The organism is Streptococcus infantis SPAR10, assembly GCF_000279535.1.
Classification (GTDB): domain Bacteria; phylum Bacillota; class Bacilli; order Lactobacillales; family Streptococcaceae; genus Streptococcus; species Streptococcus infantis_I.
Genome location: NZ_ALCH01000004.1, coordinates 581,055 through 599,364, shown reverse-complemented (window position 1 = coordinate 599,364; position 18,310 = coordinate 581,055). Strand labels below are relative to the sequence as shown.

Genomic DNA, 18,310 nt, shown 5'->3' with positions numbered 1-18,310 from the left:
TCGAACTTCATTTTTATTTTCTTGCAGCTTTTTCATCTTCTTCGAGTTGTTTGACCAGTTGTTCAATGCTGTCAAATTTCACCATATCTCGGATACGGTCTAACCAATAGACGGTCACTGTTTCGCCATAAATATCTTCATCAAAATCAAAGATATTCACTTCAAAACGCTCTTCCTCTCCATCAAAAGTAACGTTCTTCCCGACACTGGCCATTCCCCGATAGAGTTTTCTCTTGATTTCGATATCGACGGTATAGACACCATCTGCCGGCATATAAGTACGATCCAAGAGCACCAGATTGGCAGTTGGATAGCCGATTGTTCGACCACGAGCATTACCATGTACGACTATTCCTCTTGTGGGAAGTGGACTTCCTAGTAACTGACCAGCTTCTTTCACATTCCCTTCAAGGATAGCTTGTCGAATACGTGTAGAGCTAATCTTTCCTTTTTCATCTTCTACAGGAGGTACTACAACTACTTCTCCATCAAAGATTTCTTTTAAATCTTCTGCTGATTTTCTATCAGAACCTAAACTATAGTCAAATCCAACTACAATGGTATCTGCTTTAACTTCTTTGACAAAAGTATCTACAAACTCTTGAGCTGTCATATTAGCGATACGACTTGAGAAGTCCATTAAATAAAGATTTTCGACACCAGCTCGTTTAAACTTGCGTTCACGTTCCTCTGCATTCATGATATGAAGTAAATTTTCTGGTGAATAGGGTTTTAAGGTTAATTTTGGTGATTCATGAAATGTAATTAAAGCAACGCTTAATCTCTTCTTAGCAGCAATTTCACCAGCAATACTAAATAATTTTTGATGTCCTAGATGAATTCCATCAAAATATCCTAAAACGAGGACTGTTGGACCTGGTGTTGCAATGTCTTTTTCAGTTTTTATAGGTATTGTTACAATCATAGTCATATTATACCAGAAAGAAGAAAGCATTCAAAATATTACGAATTTAAAAAACTATAAGTTACTTTTTACTTCTTTTCTCAATTGCTCCAGAGTTTCGATATTATATTTGTCCATGACTTTTGGTAGGTTATCAATGATATGAGGACAGGCATAAGGATTGGTAAAGTTTGCTGTTCCAACACCAATAGCTGAGGCACCAGCTAAGTACATTTCAATTGCAGCTTCAGCTGAATCAACTCCTCCCATACCAATGATTGGAAGATTAGTTGTTTGAGCTACTTGACGGATTAGTTTAAGAGCTACCGGAAAGACTGCAGGCCCAGACATTCCACCAGTACCATTGGCAATGATTGGTTTTCTAGTTTTGAGATCAAAGCGCATACCAACAAGGGTGTTGATCATAGTGAGACCACTAGCACCTGCATCCTCTACTGTTTTTGCAATGGTCACGATATCAGTTACACTTGGTGTCAATTTAACGTAAACTGGCACTGATGAAGCCTCTACGGCTGCTTTTACCACATCATAAGCTAAATCTGGGTCTTGCCCAATCAAAAGTCCGTGATTCCCATGATCGACGTTTGGACAAGAAATATTAAGCTCAATAGCTTTCACGTTAGGTGCCTTGGAAATACCACTAGAAACGGCTGCGTACTCTTGCTTTGAAAATCCAGCAACATTGGCAATGATTGGAAGATTGGGATACTCTCTTTGCAACCAAGGTAATTTTTCAGAGAGAACAGCATCTAGTCCTGGATTTTGTAGACCAATGGCATTCAGCATACCTGCAGGTGTTTCTGCCACTCGTGGAGTAGGATTACCAAAGCGTGGTTCAAGTGTTGTAGCTTTAATCATGATAGATCCCAATAGATCCAAATCATAGTATTTGGAATATTCTTGACCGAATCCAAAACAGCCTGAAGCAGGAATGATAGGATTCTTTAACTCTAAGCCTGGTAGAGAGACTTGTAATCGATTTGTAGTCATGATACTCTCCTTATAAAACAACAGTTCCTGTTTTAAATACAGGCCCATCTTCACACACACGTTGACTAACTGTTTCACTATCTGGTACTTTCAATACGCAAGCGTAGCAAGCCCCCATGCCACAAGCCATACGAGATTCTAGGGATAGGTAAGCTCTGGGATGGTCATGGAAGGTTTGATTGATATATTTCATCATACCAGGTGCACCGCAAGAGTAGATGGCATCAAATTCAGTGTCAAATTCGTTAATCACTACCGATACGTTTCCTTTAATACCATAAGATCCATCATCAGTCGTTACAAAGACCTGACTAAATTTGGATAATTCATCTTCCAAAATAACAGCATCTTTAGTAGCGAATCCTAAAACAGTTGTTATTTCAACACCTCTCTCATGTAGTTGTTTAGCTACTTCGAGTAAGGGTGGCACTCCGATTCCACCACCAACTATAAGAACACGATTCTGCTTGTCTAAATCAGATAAATCAAAGCCATTTCCTTGAGGTCCCATAACATCTATGCTATCACCTGTTTTTAAGCTTGAAAAGATTGCTGTCCCTGCTCCTTCAACTCGATAGATAAGTCTGCATTGCTTAGTCGCCTTATCAATTGATGAAATCGAAATTGGACGACGCAAGAGATGGGCATCATCAGGTACACGCAAATGAAGAAATTGGCCCGCTTTCATAGCTTCGACCATTTCTCCTTCAAGTACAAGTTCAAAGATTGCTGGCGCGATTTCCTCCTGAGATACTACTCTCATAACTTCCAAGCGAATTGCACCCATACGTTTTTTACAATTTGGATTCATAACTTTTCCTCCTTAAATTTTAAGGGGATCAGATAAAGAAAAACCTTGCACTTGCAAGGTTTCAGTTAAGATATTTACACAAAAGTAGCAAATAAGCACTTGCTTACTTGTTTCCATTGTAGTTTCTTTTCTCTGACACCTTGTGAGTCTCTCTGGACTGCCCTTAAAGGTTAAATTTTCACTAGTATACTGTATCAATCCTAAAAAGTCAAGTAAAAATAGGTGAGGTATCAGTTCATAAAAGTTGCTTATTTTTGTGAAGAAAGAATCTTTTCTAATTTTTGATAATCTTTAACACTGTCGATTTCATAGATAGAGTTTTCTTCCAACTCTTCTACATATACATCTAGTTCTTTGATATTATCTTTGACCATGTTATCCCAATAGAGGTCCACAAACTCGCCACTTGCATAAGCCTTGTCAATAAATCCAACAATCTTCTCAGCTGTTGGAGCATCCCAGAATGATACACCACTCAAGATGCGTCCATTTTTGCTATCGACAATAATATCTTGAACTTTGTAATCATCTCCGTAAACTAGGAACCACTCATTATCACAATCTTCACGATAAACACTGAAATAAGTTGAACGTTCAATATCATTACGGAACATATTCTTGAAAAGATAGTTATCCGCATCAATAACGTAGCTGTTGGCCAATTCTTCTTTTACCAAGTAAAGAGAGTAAAAGTTATTGTAATCAGCATACTTATCGTTGAAGACCAAACGAACCCCGTACTTTTCTTTAAGATAGTCGAATTGTTCTTTTAAATAACCGACAACGATGATAATGTCATCAATTCCACGTTCTTTCAAAAATTCGATTTGATATTCAACCAATGGTTTTTGATTGACTTTAACCAAGGCTTTGGGAGTATTTTCTGTCATGGGTCTCAAACGAGTTCCCAATCCGGCTGCTAAAATAATCGCTTTCACGCGTTTTCTCCTTTATTCTTTAATAATAATATAAACACCAGCCATTACGATAAGGGAAGTAATAATGGTCAGTAAATTAAGGGGCGAGCCCAAGAAAATCGCTGCAAACAAAACAGTCCATACTACATAACTCACATTTAGACCAGTAGCTTTTGCCGGCTGCAATCGATTAATAGCCATATAATAGGCTAGATAAGAAATCATATTTGATGCTGCAAAGATAATCAAAAGACCCAACAATTGACCATTTGCCACTTCCGCAAATGAATGATGCGAGAAGAGAACAATAACAAGATAGGACAAAAAAGATGTGACTTGTCGTATCAAGAGTGCTTCGAGTTCACTGAGTTCACTTTCCATAGCAAATGAGCTGAGAACACTTTCACTTCCCCAAGCAAGGGCACAGATCAAGGCACAGAGGATACCAATATAGAATGAATTGACCTGTTCAACCTTGTAGGTCTGAGCAATAATTCCTGCAATGATTAATAAAATTCCAAATACTGTATTCTTCGAAACCTTATGCTTAAGAATAAAGAAGGCAAGAAGGACAGAAACCGCAGGATAAATCGCTGAAACAGATGATGCTAAAGAACTACCGATATACTTGACTGCATAGAGATTGGCCTGCATGCCAATTGGCCCAGCCAATAGTGCTCCTATAATAACACTGACATTTCGAATATTCAAGAAGATTGAAAAACGTACTTTCCCTTCTTTAACTAGAAGATATCCTAACAAGATAAAAATACTAAGAAAGTCGTGCGCTGCTGCTACTACAAAAGGTGACAAGTCAGTAAATATAGAGAAGATATAAGCACTAATCGTTAGCCCTAATCCCCAAAAAATCCCTGAGATAAGTCCAAAGGACACTCCGTTTTTAGTCTTCATCAATTCCTCCCTGAGACTGCAATTCTTTTACAGCTCTATTGTAACGAGAGATTCCATAATCTCCGAAATCTGCACCATTTTCTTCTTTGTAAATAGTCCAAAGACTCCAAATAATGTCTTGTAAAATCTTATAGATACGAATTTTTTCTCTCGAGACAGGAGTCTTGTCACGTTCGTAATAAGCTAGAAAGTCTGCCTCTTCTTCCGGTGTAAATTCAGATTCTAGAAAGAGTGCTGCAAGGTCCCACATAGGATCGTTCATGGAGGAATATTCCCAATCAATCAGATAAAGATGTCCGTCTGGCCCTTCAATAAAGTTTTCTGGAACCAAATCAATATGACATGATTTCTTATCAACTCCGATTTTCTCAAGCTCATTTTTTAAAGAAAGAACTGATTTTCTAACAGCTTCATAATTAGGATAAGAAATCTCCCCTTGAATCAATGATTCATATTTTTTAATTTCCTCAAAAGGAGCAAACTCTCCTTTCAATTCTTTACCAGAAGCATGAATCGTTTGTAAAATTGGAGCTATCTTTTCAAATTTAGTTTTAATGGTATTAAAATTAAGTGTCTCAGCATTTTCGATGTACTGATTAACCTTGATACCTGCTTCGATATCAAAAAGATAATTTTCTACATCTAATTTTAAATCTTTCAACAACTCAAGATTGTACTTTTCATTCTGGCGGTCGATTAATTTATCAGTACCTTTACCGAAAAACTTAACGATGTACTGGTTTGAGGTTGTCTTAACCAAATAGTTTTGATTGGTCATCCCCCCCAATTGTTCAACGATCTGAATTTCTTCGTCAGCTGACAATAAGGAAGCAATCCTTGCTTTAACGATTTCCTTCACAATCATCCTCCATTATAATTCCCACTTAAAGACTGTCTTAAATGCGGTATTTAAGTCAGTTGCAAAAACTCGGTGAATATCTTTAATTTCTCTGACTGGTTCTTCTAGATAAATGATATTCTTCAAACGATTGGCAAATTTTTTAATTTCCATCATTTGGATAGCATTTTCAAAGTCAATTCTTCCTGAACGTGAAGAGCCGACTAGTAACAAGCCTTTTTCCAATGAATCCCGAGTGTTGATGTTGACCATATACTCACTAACACCCATCATCAAAATGGTCCCTTGTGGTTTGATGTAACGAATCAAGTCATTAATAGCAGGCCCGCATCCATCACCACCACAGCATTCGAAACCATGGTCAAAACTTAAATCTTCTGGAATACTATCAGTAATGTAAAGCTCTTTTGCAAATGAGAAGAGTTCTAATTTCTCCCAATGACGTCCGATAACAATAATCTCAGCTTCAGGCAAGGTGTAGTTGATAATATTGGCCATGACAAAAGCTAAACTTCCATCACCAATGACAGCAATTCGTTGACGTCTGCTGTGAGATACCGTCATGAAACGATTCATAGCATGCATGCCAACACTGACAAACTCTGTAATGGCAGCAACTGTATCTTCGATATCTTCGTATGATACCACACGATCCTTAGGCAGAGATACAAATTCTCGCATAAATCCATCATGGCCACTCGATAGAAAATACGTTCCAGTCATGTAATTTTCGTAGAATTCCTCATCGCTTTGCATAGGTGGTTGATTTGGAATCATGACAACCTTCTGACCAACTTTGTAGGTACCTGTTGGGTCAGAAATGACAGTCCCACAAGACTCATGAATCATAGCCATTGGAAGTTTCTTTGATAAGATTTTTGGATCACGTTTTCCTTGATAATAGCGCTGATCCGCATGACAAACAGCCATATAGTTTGGTCGGATGAGGATATGATTCTCTTGATCAATTTCTTCTTCCTGATATTTAATATTAATAAACTTTGGTTTTGTCAGTTGATAAATTTGATTAATCATGTCTATTCTTTCTCAATCATGCTTTTAGCAATCTTCAAGTCTGTAACTGTTGTAATTTTAAGGTTTGAGTATTCACCTTTTGCCAAGGCTACATCTTTACCCTTAATGACAAAGATTTTACATGCATCTGTTAAAATTTCTTTTTCTTCTGCTGATAAAGAACCATACAAATCAATGAAGTCTTTACATCGGAAGGTTTGAGGAGTTTGCCCTTGATAGAGATGAGCACGATTTGGAATATCAGTGATAAACTGACCGTTTGTACTTTCAACAATGGTATCTACTGCTTCAACTACTGTATCAACAGCATCATGATTTTGCGCAAGTGCAATGTTATCTTGAATCATTCGAAGTGTGATAAAAGGACGAACTGAGTCATGTGTGACCACGATATCATCTTCCGTAATTGGACGATAAGCATCGATAGCTTCAATAATCTTTTCAATACTAGAATTACGATCCGCCCCACCTTTTGTGATGATGATACGGTCCTTGTGGAGTGGAAGGAATTTTTCAACTAAGTCTTCTGCGTGTGTCACCCAGTCTCCGTGAACTCCAACCACAATCTTTTCGATACTTGGCTCTAAGACAAATTTTTCAATTGTATGGATCAAGATTGGGCGATCTCCCAACTCAAGAAATTGTTTGGGTAGGTTACTAATACCCATGCGCGTGCCGGTACCACCTGCTAAAATTCCAGCGTAAATCATATCGATTCTCCTTTAGTTTGTTCTAAAAACTCATTCTTTACTATTATATCATAATCTAGCACTATCTTGAAAGAAATACTAGTTCTTTCCAGTTAGAAACTGATGTCGAGAACACTTTAGGATTTGAACATAAAAAAATGAATCCTTGCATTTTTATTTCTCGCTTAAAATAGAGTTCTTCAGAATAATATAGTAAGCTTAAAGAAACCTTAAATCATTGGTTGATATGTATAGAGATCCTGAAATTTTAATTAGACTTTTCCAATTAAAATTGTTAAAATAAAATGGAAAATAAAAGAAAAGGAAGCTAACTACCGCCATGATGAATATGCAAAACATGATGCGTCAAGCTCAAAAACTTCAAAAACAAATGGAGCAAAGCCAAGCTGAATTGGCTGCCACAGAATTTGTTGGAACTTCTGCTCAAAACCTTGTAACTGCTACCTTAACAGGTGATAAAAAAGTCGTAAAAATCGATTTTGATCCTGCAGTTGTGGATACTGAAGATATTGAAACACTTTCAGATATGACTGTTCAAGCGCTCAATGCTGCTCTTGAACAAATTGATGAAACTACTAAGAAGAAACTTGGTGCATTCGCAGGTAAATTACCTTTTTAATATCGTACAAAAAGAGGCTGGTTTACAGCCTCTTTTAATTTATGTCAATAAGCAAAGAACTCAGTTGCTTTATTTAGCAATAAGTCACTATATTCAGGGTCTTCCTGAGCAGTTACTAGTTCTTCTTTTATGTTTTTTAAGTCATCCGTGATCATTCCGTCAACACCTAGGTGAAAAGACTTATTAAATGATTCCGAACTATTGATTGTCCAAACATAGAGTTTTTGCTCAGTATTCCATAGTTTCGTCACAAAATATTCATCTAAAGTAGAATACTCCATTGTGTAGCCTGTAGCAACCGTTCTAGGAAAAACAGAATTATAGGGAAGAATAAAGTATACAGGAATATCTGTGTCATACTCTCTCACTTTTTCAACAACCTTATAATCCAAGGATTGCATTTGATGACCATAAACCTTAATTTTTGCACCGTATTTGTCTAGAAAATGTTCCATCATCTGCGGGCTATCTTTGTGGCTGGTCTTAATCTCAATGAGAAGTTTCTGATGTAATTCATTTGCACGAGTCAGATAATCATCGAAACTTGAAATCTTTGTCTCATAACCATTCTCATGAATGTCAATCTGCTTTAACTCTTCTAAGGTCAAATCCTGTGGTGTTTTATTAATACCAGCTAAGCCTTTAAGATTAGCATCGTGCATCATAACAAATTGACCATCTTTAGTTTCCTGAATATCCATCTCGATTAAATCTGGTTTTAACTGCGCTGTCTTTTCTAAGGATTCTACTGTATTTTGGACACCATTTCCATTCGATACACCACGGTGTGAAATCACAAGAGGTGGATTGACTACAGGAGCTTCCAGATAATTATAGCCTTCAATCGCAAAGAAGATACATGCACACACCATGACACCCCACCTCATGATATGGTCCTTCTCGCGTCTTGGCATAATATCAAGTTCTTCTCCTGTTAAGAAAGACGTAAATTTTACAAGGAAATAGGTTAATGCCATATAGTGGATATTTTTGATAAGAACAAAATTCAAAATAGCAAGGACCAGAGACTCTCTCTGCGTAAGGCTATCCACTATATACTGAGTAGATAATATTGGGATGAGAGGAAGATAGAAGAATAAATTGGTTTTTACAATAATAAAGAATAAATGCCAGGCATAAAACCAAAAGAAATTCTTAGTTTTATCCAAACTATAAATGATCGCTTCCTTGACCGTCATCTTTTCATAAAAGACCTTAGGTAGAGTGAACATCAAGCGAACAGAAACATAGAAGAATAAGAGTGATAAAATAATAATGGCTACCCACCACATCCAGTACTTATCTTCCATGTAGGTTTGAATAAACTCTGGAATCACGATTTTATTGAAATAATAAATCTTAAATATCTTCCTGATAAAAGGAAATAGCATTGCTACAAATAAAAAGATAAACAAAGCTTTTGAAATAGTCATCTTCTTCATAAAAGCAAGGCTTTCACGAAATACTTTTCGACTATATTCTATAAGAGTCCTTTTTTCGTGATATAGGAGGTGGCGAGCTCCAATAAAGAGGATACTAAGTTGAAAATAGGCTACAAGTAGATTGATGGCTATTAAAATTACAAAACCAAGACTGACTATGGGTGCGTTTTTTATAATCTCAAAAATATTGTTGTAGGAAATAAACAAATATCCAGTCTGACTTAGTAAAAATCCAGCTATCACTGAGTTAAGTGGCAACCAGATATAGTCAACCAACATAAAAATTAGAAAGAATAGAAAGAGGATTTTATCTAGATTAAGGTAAATCTTTTTAAAACCCAATTTTTTCGGTTTTTCAGGTTTCATAAAAACTCCTAATCAAAAAGTTGTGATAAATCCAAAGCACCAAATGGATTCGAATTGAGACTAGTTTGAGAATTGAGTAACAGTCTACTCTCATCTGAGTCCAGAAAAGCTTCATACACTCGAGCAGTCATACGAGCATCCTCTAAACTATTATGAGATTGCCCTTTAAAACCTAGAAAATTAGCCACAGTTTGTAATTTTAGATTAGCAATTCCATGCAGATCAGAACTACGTCGCTCAAGTGCCTCATTATAGAGATCGACTAAATATTGATGACTATAGTCAAATCCATGTTCTAGTAAAATCGGTAAATCACTCTTTGCTGCATTATAACCAACAAGGGGTAAATCACCAACAAAATCTTGAAATTTTTGGAGGACTTCTTCTACCTTTGGGGCATTCTTAAGAGTCTCTGAAGTAATACCAGTCAAACCATTAATAAAACTCTTTAAAGGTACATCTGAGTGAACATAAGAGTCAAAAAGTCCTACTTCTTCACCATCTTTAAAATGTACTGCCGATACCTGAATCAAATGAGTCTTATCTTGGTGTTTGTTGAATTCTAAGTCAAATGAGATATAATCTCTTACTGTTTCCATCTTATCATTCCTTATTGATTTGTAAAAAGAAACCACCTGGTCTAATCATAGAAACCAAGCAGTTTTTCTTATTTTCCAAATAAGCGAGCAAAGAAGCCTTTCTTCGATGCTTGTACTTCTTGCTTAGCTTGATCCAACTCCAACTGAAGTGTTTCTTGATCCTTCATTGCTTGAAGAGTCAACTGTTGTTGTTGATCCAATTGCTTATCTTTTTCAGCGATTTGGCGGTCTTTGACTCGCATCTGTTCATCTTTTTCAGCCAGTTGTTTATCTTTAGCTTTCAATTGCTCATAAAGACGAATGATTTCAGCATTCTTTTCATCAACAAGAATTTCCATAAGTTCTCGTTGCTTAACTTCATCACTAACCGGTTCATCTTCAAAGATAGTCTTTTTGTAGATTTCTTCAAGTTTGATCAATCCACTGCGAGTAACAACAGTAACACCCTTGTCGTTTTTTGTAATATCTTCTTCTGGTAATTCTTTGACACGATTATTGATTGCTTGTCGGGATAGTCCCAAGACCTCAGCAATCTCACTGACAGTCATTTCAATACTCATAATATCCTCTATTTTCCTCTAGCTTTTCTTAAATTAAATCTTATCATAAGTAAGCAAAACTGTCAAATAACACTGTATTTTCAATGGTTTTTTAAGACATAAAATTTAAAAACTATTTATCGGCTAATATTTTAAAAAGATGAGAGCATCTCATCTTTAGACTAGTAGATAAAAATCGTTTATTCAGTATAATTTTAAGAGAAAACCTTTCTTGGTTTGTAGAGATAATCACGTTTCTCCATAATAGCAAGTAGCTTCTCACCTTCGAAAGCGGCAACTTCTTTCTCGCTACACACTAACTCAATAAAGCGTCCAAAGCGGACTTCCTCTGCCTGTTCCGAAGTAAGATAAACCTTAACTAAATCCCCTGTCCCAATCTCGAGTGGATGGAGAAAGTCCAGTTTTCCAGCCTCTACTTTTTGGGCAATTTCTTCTAAAGTCAAGGAATCTTCTAACCGTAAACCAGCTGCACTAGTCCGTGTAAGATGAGACATGTGAGCTGCATAACCAAGCTTCTCGCCCAAGTCAACCGATAAGGTACGGATATAGGTTCCCTTGCTACATTTTACTCGGAAGGTAAAACGCGCAAGTTTGTCCTCATAACAAATCGGACTCGTTCTTTCAAAACTATAAATCGTTACCTGACGTTCTGGACGCTCCACTTCCTGACCAGCACGCGCATACTCATAGAGCTTGCGACCATTGACCTTGACAGCTGAGTACAGAGGTGGGATTTGAGTAATCGGACCAGTTAGACTAGCAATCGCCTCATCGACAAGTTTTTCATCCAGTGAAGCTAAAACAGGAGTTTCTGCAACTATTTCACCACTAGCATCCTCAGTTGTTGTAGAATAACCAAGAGTTATTTCTCCCTCATAGACTTTGCCCTCATCCTGCATGAACTCAACCATGCGAGTCGCCTTTCCAACAGCAATGGGTAAAACACCCACAACATCCGGATCCAAGGTCCCACCGTGTCCGATTTTCTTAGTCCCTAAAATCTTACGCAGTTTAAAAACCGCATCATGCGAGGTCATCCCTGCTTCTTTTTTTAAGTTGATAATACCGTTCATTCATTAACTTTCTAAAAATACTAAAACTCTCTTTTGGAAATCCTTATTCTGTTCATATAGCGCATGCCCACACCCTGGTAAAATAATCAGTTGGCTACCTTTGATATGCTGATGCAATCCAAGCGAACCATCTACGCCAAGAACATCATCATTTTCTGCTCCAACGATTAACGTAGAGCAGTTAATTTTTTCCAAAAAATCTAAACTATCATGTTTCAAACAAGATACAGCCTGAATATCAATACGTTGTTTATCTTTAATATTTCCAAAGATTCCCATTATTCGATAAAGGTATTTAAATTTTCCAAAGGATTTAGTCGTATAAGAGTGACGAGCAATATCAATCATCAGATCTTGATAAGTACCTGTTTGAATCAGGTTCAGCCAGCAACTAATTCTCTCCCTACCTAGATTACTTAGTTTTGCAGTTGTAACAGCCAAAACTAGCTTTTGAACCTTTTCTGGGAAATCCGCCACCAACCATTGGGCAATCATTCCACCTTGCGAAATCCCCATAACATAGGCACTGGTAATATTTAATATCTCCATTGCTTCTGCTACATCTGTTGCCATATCCCGTGTCGTATACTCCTGCCTCAACTCATTGATTCGAGAAAAAACATAAATTTTGTAACGTTCGGCAAGTATACGGTATGTGATTGAAAAAGGCATAGCCATACCTTTAACCGTTTGTAGTCCATCGCCCAATCCTGGTATAATCACCAGAGGTTGATTTCCTTTTCCAAATGTTACATAGTCCATGCTCTTTTCATTAAAATATAAGGTTTTCCCTTTTGTCGAAGACATTACCTCATTCCCTCTACTATTTTTTCATGATTTATTTATGTTGAATTTATAAATACAAGGCAAAGCCGAGAGTAACTTTTTCAAATCCAACCGCCTGATAAAACTGATGTGCAGCATTACGTTCAGCGGTTAAACCACTATTTAGAGCCAGTGCCTTAACTCCTTCTTTTACCGCTTGTTTTTTCAATTCATCAATTAGCCTACTAGCAATTCCTTGTCGTCTTGTTTCTTTTGCAACTGACAAAGCCAAAATACGATAGTAAGATCCATCTGCTTCAAAAAAGAAGAGCTTTGCGTAACCTAAGAAACCTAAAATTTCTCCGTTTCTTTCAGCTAAAAGACAGCCATAATGCGGCTGAGAAAGAATCATTTCTAAACGTCGAGACAGCTTAGAAGCGGTCGTTGGATAGCCCAAGTCTTCATATAGAGACAATAGTGCTTCAGCATCTTTTATGGTTGCTTTTCGTATCTGCATAGGAGCCTCCTAATCTTCCTTCAAAGCATCAAACTTAGCCTTCATGGTTGGATTTTTCCGTGTCAATTTTTTAACGGAAACATCGTCCAATTTATTATTGGCGAGGCGGAGTTGATTTTCTGATGTGGTTAGGAATTTCTTGACTTCTTCCATCCGCTTGATGGCCTTGTCGATTTCGTCAATAGCCTTGCCGAAGTTGACTGAAGCCGAATTGTAGTTCTTAGCAAAAGCTACCTTGAAGTCTTCTAAGTCTTCTTCAAAGTGAGTAATATCAATGTTTTGCTCACGTATAAGTGCTAGTTCCTGCTTGTATTTTAGGGAATTAAGGGCAGCATTGCGCAAGAGCCCAATCAGTTGGATAAAGAATTGAGGACGCACGACGTACATTTTCTCATACTCGTGACTGACATCAACAATTCCAGTATTGAAGTAATCATTGTCAGCCTCAAGCATACTTACCAAAACTGCATACTCACAGTTCTTCTCACGGCGGTCCTTGTCCAACTCCTTGTAAAAATCTGAATTCTTGTGCTTCTTCTCAGTTCCGTCCGCTTCATTTTTCATCTCAAACATGATGGAAATGAAATCCAGCCCATTTTCATCAAAATCACGGAAGATAAAATCGCCCTTAGAACCACGCGCAGAAATCTTATTGTCTTTTTCGAAATAGGCATTAGGAAATGCGAAACTACGAACCTTGTTAAACTCGCTCTCTGCATACTGTTCTAGACTTTCACCGATAGCTTTTGTAGATTGTTGTGCCTTGAAATTCTTGTAAAACTCAACTTGCTCACTAGCTGCCTTGAGCTGTGCTTCATAGTTTTGTTTCACCGAAGCAAGAGAAAGCTCATTTTCTTTTTCTTGTAAAAGGAGTTGATTTTTAACCTGATCGCGTTCTTTTTCAAGATCAGAAAGAGTTTTTTGTAGTTGATTTTCATGCTCCAAGCGCAAGGTAGCCAATTGATTCTCAAGAGCTTGGACCTCTTTTTCTTTTTCTAACAGGCTTTGGCTAGCACTTTGCTCCACTTCTTTCTTGGCCAATTCTTTTTCTGTATCGAAGTTTTGGATTTGACTTTGAAGCTGGGCAATTTCTTGATCCTTTTGAGCGAGTTTTACCTGTTGTTCATTCAAGGCCTTTTGCTCCACCAATGTCAATTCTTGCTTGATTCGCGCATGTAACTCCTTGTCAAACTCTACAGTGCGAACTTGAGAAATCAGTTCTGCATATTGACTTTCATTAACTGTAAAAACTTCGCCACAATTTGGACATTTAATTTCGTTCATGATTTTCCTCTATATCAAACTATTCTCCATTCATTATAGCATGGAAAAACAAAAAGAAAAAGTTGGAATCAATCCAACTTTTAATCTACGTATGTATCTTCGTTTTTGTTTAAGAAGGCATAAGGCAATCCCATCAGTAGACCACCGCCGATAAAGTTACCGATGAAGGTCACACCCCAGTGACGAAGGATGTTGCCGATACCAAAGTTTGCGATCGAATCAGCAGCAACACTGAATTTCACGATAGCAAATGATGCAAAGTTTGCGGCGATGTGTTCGTTTGTTAAGAATACAAACATATAAATAGCTGAAAGAACTAACCAAAGTTTAGCTCCACCATCTTTAACCAAAACGAATGAAAGGATGGCGATGTTTACAAAGATATTCGCTAAAATACCTTCAAGTAAAACTAGTTCATTAGAGCGTCCCAACTTCATTTCTACAACTCCAGAAATAAAGCTATCATGTGTTAGATTTGCGTAGGCTGCTGAGTGTGCAAATCCCCAACCAGCGATAAGCGCACCAATTAAGTTAAAGAAAGTACAATACAAGAGAATTTCAGCTGTTTTTCTCCAGCTAATTTTTTTCAAAAAACTACCAGCTGTTAAAAACATCATGTTTGATGTTACCAACTCAGCATTCAAGAAGACAATGTAGGCCAATCCCCAAGCGAACACAAATGGGAAAAGGAAGCGTCCGCTACCAGGAGCGATCTTATTGATCAAGTCAGCACCAACAGCTCCAGCTGCTGTACTGAAGGTAAGGAATGCACCTGCAAACATTGAACGGATAGCATACTTAAATTTACTATTCGAATAAAGACTTTCCTTTTTCTTACAAGCAAATTCGATTTTTGAAATAAATTCTGATGAGACCATATAAACTCCTAAAACTTTTATTTGTGAATATTATAACATAAAATCAACTTTATGGAAAGGCTTTCCTAAATCAATCACTAATATTTTTTAAAATTATCGGAATCGTTTACACTCTTGTAGTTTTAAGGTTTTAGACTTCTAATATCACTGAAAACAATTCCTGAACTTCTAGAACTATTTATTATAATTAATATATTTTTAACTAAAATAAAAGAGAGAAACCTAGCATTTCTCCCCACTTCAATTGATAATTTTTAGTCTACATAAGTCTCTTCATTTTTATTTAAAAAGGCATATGGTAATCCAATCAAGAAACCACCACCTATTAAGTTAGCAACAAAGGTGACACCCCAATGACGGAGAATATTTGCGATTTCGAAATGCTGAACTTCATTAGAAACAATGCTAAATTTAACAATACTAAATGACGCAAAATTTGCAGCAATGTGCTCGTTTGATAAAAATACAAACATAGAAATTGCTGACAATATAATCCAAAGTTTTGCAGACGCATCTTTGACTAAGATTGAAGACAAAATAGCGATATTAACAAACACGTTGGCAAGAATACCTTCAAGTAAAACCAATTCACTTGGACGAGCTAACTTCTTAGCTACAAGTTTTGGTAAAAAACTATCCTGGGTCAGATGTGAAAATGCTGAAGAAGTGGAATAAATTCTTGTTCTTTACATTTGAATGTTAGCAAAAGCTTCAATTTCTTCTGCAGTCAATCCTACAAGCTCTGAAACCCACAAGCCGACAATATCTGATAAAACAGAATCGCTGACATATTCATTCTCACCATGACCATATTTACAAGTGAATAGAGGGGTTCTTATCGCTGAATGATAAAAATTGAACGCTAACTCTTGCAGTTTCTCTGGCTGAAATTCGAGTCCCAACTATTGTACAAGTCCAGCTCTCACTTTATCCCACTCTTCGCCTTTTGACTGGTAGTTTTCTCGTGCTTTATTGAGAAATCCTTGACAGAATTTTACCAACAAATCCTTGTTTTGATAGAGTAAACGACAAGAAAAATCAGTGATAGAACCAGCATGGAGTAAGAAAGTAAGCAAGTCGTCAAGACTTTCTGCTACCCGACCAACTTGGCCTTCACTCCCTATAAAGCCGATACTCTCATCCTCAAGAATCACATATTCTCCCCCACTACCGTCTTTAGCAAAGGCTATGGGCGAAAGAGAATAAACTTCATTGTTCTGAGAAAATTCAACCTCTTTCAACTGGTCATAAAAGAGAATATCGCATTCTTTCATCAATAAGTTTCTCAGTTGATTATCTTCTCTTATTACTTGTAGTTGAAGCATATTAGCTACTCTCCTGGATTTGACAATTGTCACAAATGACAACAATTCAATTTTAGCAATCGACTCTTAATAATAATAATAGATTTTAATATGGCACTTCTTGGCCACATTGGCAAGATTTTTCAATAACTCCTCGTTTCTTTTGCTTTTTCCAAAATGAAAAGTAAAAGATTTTCCATCTTTCCTTGTAAAGTACAGATGATACCTGTCCCCATTCATTCTTCTCCCTCGAACGTAATCAATATCAATCTGTCTAATTTCAGCCAGAGGAACAATCCTTTTTCTAAAAAGAATAATCGTGTGAATGTATAATCTTCCCTTAGCAATATGAAACGGGGCAAAATAGTTTCCACCACTTTGACGCACAATGACATAACGACGCCATAGAATCAGTAAAAGAAGGAAGGAAATAAAGTAAATAGCAAAAGTCAAAACCGAGCTTTTCATCATCGATTTTATCCCAATCAAAAATAATCTATCATGATTAAACCGCCTTTTTTAACCTATTATACCACTTTTAATGAGCATCTATTTTATTGTCAAAGAAAAAGACTGAACAAAGTTCAGCCCTTTTTACGAATGGTTGATAAGATGTCTTTATCTAGTCAAATCAATACGTTGACCAATTTTACCAATGATAATTGCACCAACAATTAGTGAAGCGAATTCTCCGATACCAGTAGTGAACCATGTAAAGAAGAATGGTGCTTCTGCTACGATGTTTAATTCAGCAGCAATAGTGATCATTGAAATTGAAAATAGAATTGAAAAGAAGAAATGATCTTTTCGAATCAATCCATTAAAAAGATAGTCTTTACTATATTTACTGAACAACCAAACTCCTAAGCTTAGGAAGACAAGAGTTGATCCTCCACCTACAGCGACATCAATGAGTCCAAAACTGAAGAAATTAGCTATCATACATCCAAGAGTAACACCGATAATGTACTTAGGATTATAAAAAGCTAGGAAATTCATCATTTCAGAAATACGGAATTGGTAAGCTCCATAACTAATGGCATTGAGTGGTGGTGTAATAGTCAAAACCACATAAATTGCTGCGACAATGGCAATGTCAGCCAAATCGCGGACAGTAAGTTTTTTCATGTTTTCTCCTTTAGCGGCTATCCCGCGTCTAATATGCTTGGTGAAAGAAGCTAAGCACCAAGGGTTGAGCAAGTCAACTTTATTAGTATAGCACATTTAAATGCTTTATGCTATACTAATCTTATGAAAAGATACATTAAAAAATTCTTCGATAACGAAATTTTATCTTATTTATTTTTCGGCGTTGCTACTACCGTAGTATCAATATTTGTCCGCATCGTCATCTTCTATCTTACTCATCAAGAGTTAGTTGCGACTGCCTTGGGAAATATTGCTGGAATCCTATTTGCTTTCTTTACAAATGACACATTTGTATTTAAGCAAGAAAGAAAAAACTGGTTTAATCGATTAATTAAATTTACCTCTGCAAGACTTATCACCTTTTTATTGGATCTTCTACTAACTTTTATTTTTGTGACATGCTTCCCACAAATTATTGGTTACTTTGTTGGAAATGATATTAATAAAATTAATACAGTTGAAATCTTCATTGCACAAGTTACGATGGTGGTTCTCAACTACGTTTTTAGTAAGCTTTTCGTATTTAAAAAAAAATAAGCACCTTTCTTGCATTTAATATAAATTTACGATATAATCTAGACTGAAAAATTTCGAA

General features: G+C 36.6%; 20 protein-coding genes, 2 pseudogenes and 1 riboswitch. Of the genes and pseudogenes, 2 read left to right on the top strand and 20 right to left on the bottom strand.

All coding sequences use genetic code 11. From position 1 onward, the window contains the following. Window positions 1–13: 13 nt before the first annotated feature. The 8 genes from SPAR10_RS08095 to SPAR10_RS08060 form a co-directional block, all read right to left on the bottom strand. On the bottom strand, window positions 14–925 hold the full coding sequence (locus SPAR10_RS08095) for a bifunctional riboflavin kinase/FAD synthetase (RefSeq protein WP_004252750.1): 912 nt from the start codon (window positions 923–925) through the stop codon (window positions 14–16). A gap of 54 nt (window positions 926–979) precedes the next feature. Continuing rightward, complete coding sequence (locus tag SPAR10_RS08090; protein WP_080581398.1) at window positions 980–1,963, bottom strand: dihydroorotate dehydrogenase; 984 nt, start codon at window positions 1,961–1,963, stop codon at window positions 980–982. After that, window positions 1,926–2,726, bottom strand: a complete 801-nt coding sequence (locus SPAR10_RS08085) for a dihydroorotate dehydrogenase electron transfer subunit (RefSeq protein WP_004252740.1) — start codon at window positions 2,724–2,726, stop codon at window positions 1,926–1,928. The genes SPAR10_RS08090 and SPAR10_RS08085 overlap by 38 nt, the downstream gene beginning before the upstream one ends. Before the next feature lie 248 nt (window positions 2,727–2,974). Continuing rightward, a complete protein-coding gene (locus SPAR10_RS08080; RefSeq protein ID WP_004252737.1) occupies window positions 2,975–3,664 on the bottom strand; it encodes a sugar phosphate nucleotidyltransferase in 690 nt (229 codons plus the stop codon). 12 nt (window positions 3,665–3,676) lie between these two features. Next, the gene (locus tag SPAR10_RS08075) at window positions 3,677–4,555 is read right to left on the bottom strand and encodes a DMT family transporter (protein WP_004252734.1); all 879 of its coding nucleotides are present in this window, start codon (window positions 4,553–4,555) and stop codon (window positions 3,677–3,679) included. Further along, window positions 4,545–5,420 (bottom strand): phosphotransferase, encoded by an 876-nt coding sequence (locus SPAR10_RS08070; RefSeq protein WP_416068961.1) that lies wholly within the window; start codon window positions 5,418–5,420, stop codon window positions 4,545–4,547. Before SPAR10_RS08070 ends, SPAR10_RS08075 begins: the two co-directional genes overlap by 11 nt. Window positions 5,421–5,426: 6 nt before the next feature. Continuing rightward, entirely contained in the window at window positions 5,427–6,449 is a 1,023-nt protein-coding gene (locus tag SPAR10_RS08065; protein ID WP_004252728.1) for a ribitol-5-phosphate dehydrogenase, read from the bottom strand. A 2-nt stretch (window positions 6,450–6,451) separates the two neighbouring features. Then, window positions 6,452–7,159 carry an IspD/TarI family cytidylyltransferase gene (locus tag SPAR10_RS08060; protein WP_004252727.1) on the bottom strand — a complete coding sequence of 236 codons (708 nt, stop codon included), beginning with the start codon at window positions 7,157–7,159 and terminating at the stop codon, window positions 6,452–6,454. Between the two features lie 319 nt (window positions 7,160–7,478). Here SPAR10_RS08060 and SPAR10_RS08055 point away from each other — a divergent pair, with 319 nt between their 5' ends. Continuing rightward, window positions 7,479–7,778: a YbaB/EbfC family nucleoid-associated protein gene (locus SPAR10_RS08055; RefSeq protein WP_004252725.1), complete on the top strand. Its 300-nt coding sequence runs from the start codon at window positions 7,479–7,481 to the stop codon at window positions 7,776–7,778. A 44-nt stretch (window positions 7,779–7,822) separates the two neighbouring features. On the opposite strand, the gene SPAR10_RS08050 is transcribed toward SPAR10_RS08055, so the two are convergent. The 12 genes and pseudogenes from SPAR10_RS08050 to SPAR10_RS08000 all read right to left on the bottom strand — a co-directional run bounded on the left by SPAR10_RS08050 (window position 7,823) and on the right by SPAR10_RS08000 (window position 17,694). Further along, window positions 7,823–9,586: a glycerophosphoryl diester phosphodiesterase membrane domain-containing protein gene (locus tag SPAR10_RS08050; protein WP_004252722.1), complete on the bottom strand. Its 1,764-nt coding sequence runs from the start codon at window positions 9,584–9,586 to the stop codon at window positions 7,823–7,825. Between the two features lie 8 nt (window positions 9,587–9,594). Further along, window positions 9,595–10,185: a 3'-5' exonuclease gene (locus SPAR10_RS08045; protein WP_004252720.1), complete on the bottom strand. Its 591-nt coding sequence runs from the start codon at window positions 10,183–10,185 to the stop codon at window positions 9,595–9,597. Between the two features lie 68 nt (window positions 10,186–10,253). Then, window positions 10,254–10,745, bottom strand: coding sequence for a DUF536 domain-containing protein (locus SPAR10_RS08040; protein WP_004252719.1), 492 nt, complete (start codon window positions 10,743–10,745; stop codon window positions 10,254–10,256). 194 nt (window positions 10,746–10,939) lie between these two features. After that, window positions 10,940–11,818: a tRNA pseudouridine(55) synthase TruB gene (truB, locus tag SPAR10_RS08035; RefSeq protein WP_004252717.1), complete on the bottom strand. Its 879-nt coding sequence runs from the start codon at window positions 11,816–11,818 to the stop codon at window positions 10,940–10,942. Window positions 11,819–11,821: 3 nt separating this feature from the next. Further along, a complete protein-coding gene (locus SPAR10_RS08030) occupies window positions 11,822–12,625 on the bottom strand; it encodes an alpha/beta fold hydrolase (RefSeq protein WP_004252716.1) in 804 nt (267 codons plus the stop codon). A gap of 46 nt (window positions 12,626–12,671) precedes the next feature. After that, a complete protein-coding gene (locus SPAR10_RS08025; protein WP_004252714.1) occupies window positions 12,672–13,100 on the bottom strand; it encodes a GNAT family N-acetyltransferase in 429 nt (142 codons plus the stop codon). A 9-nt stretch (window positions 13,101–13,109) separates the two neighbouring features. After that, entirely contained in the window at window positions 13,110–14,384 is a 1,275-nt protein-coding gene (locus SPAR10_RS08020) for a DUF2130 domain-containing protein (RefSeq protein ID WP_004252712.1), read from the bottom strand. An 80-nt stretch (window positions 14,385–14,464) separates the two neighbouring features. Next, entirely contained in the window at window positions 14,465–15,262 is a 798-nt protein-coding gene (locus SPAR10_RS08015) for a formate/nitrite transporter family protein (protein ID WP_004252711.1), read from the bottom strand. A gap of 254 nt (window positions 15,263–15,516) precedes the next feature. Then, window positions 15,517–15,936: pseudogene (locus SPAR10_RS0102045) on the bottom strand (formate/nitrite transporter family protein); the annotation flags it as partial. A gap of 12 nt (window positions 15,937–15,948) precedes the next feature. Beyond that, window positions 15,949–16,587: pseudogene (locus SPAR10_RS08010) on the bottom strand (hypothetical protein). Window positions 16,588–16,653: 66 nt separating this feature from the next. Further along, window positions 16,654–17,037 carry a hypothetical protein gene (locus tag SPAR10_RS08005; protein ID WP_004252706.1) on the bottom strand — a complete coding sequence of 128 codons (384 nt, stop codon included), beginning with the start codon at window positions 17,035–17,037 and terminating at the stop codon, window positions 16,654–16,656. Between the two features lie 147 nt (window positions 17,038–17,184). Next, the gene (locus tag SPAR10_RS08000) at window positions 17,185–17,694 is read right to left on the bottom strand and encodes a QueT transporter family protein (RefSeq protein WP_004252705.1); all 510 of its coding nucleotides are present in this window, start codon (window positions 17,692–17,694) and stop codon (window positions 17,185–17,187) included. Beyond that, window positions 17,692–17,789, bottom strand: a riboswitch (PreQ1 riboswitch). (Overlaps the previous gene by 3 nt.) A 28-nt stretch (window positions 17,790–17,817) precedes the next feature. On the opposite strand from SPAR10_RS08000, the gene SPAR10_RS07995 reads away from it, so the two are divergent. Continuing rightward, window positions 17,818–18,252, top strand: a complete 435-nt coding sequence (locus SPAR10_RS07995) for a GtrA family protein (protein WP_004252703.1) — start codon at window positions 17,818–17,820, stop codon at window positions 18,250–18,252. Window positions 18,253–18,310: the final 58 nt, after the last annotated feature.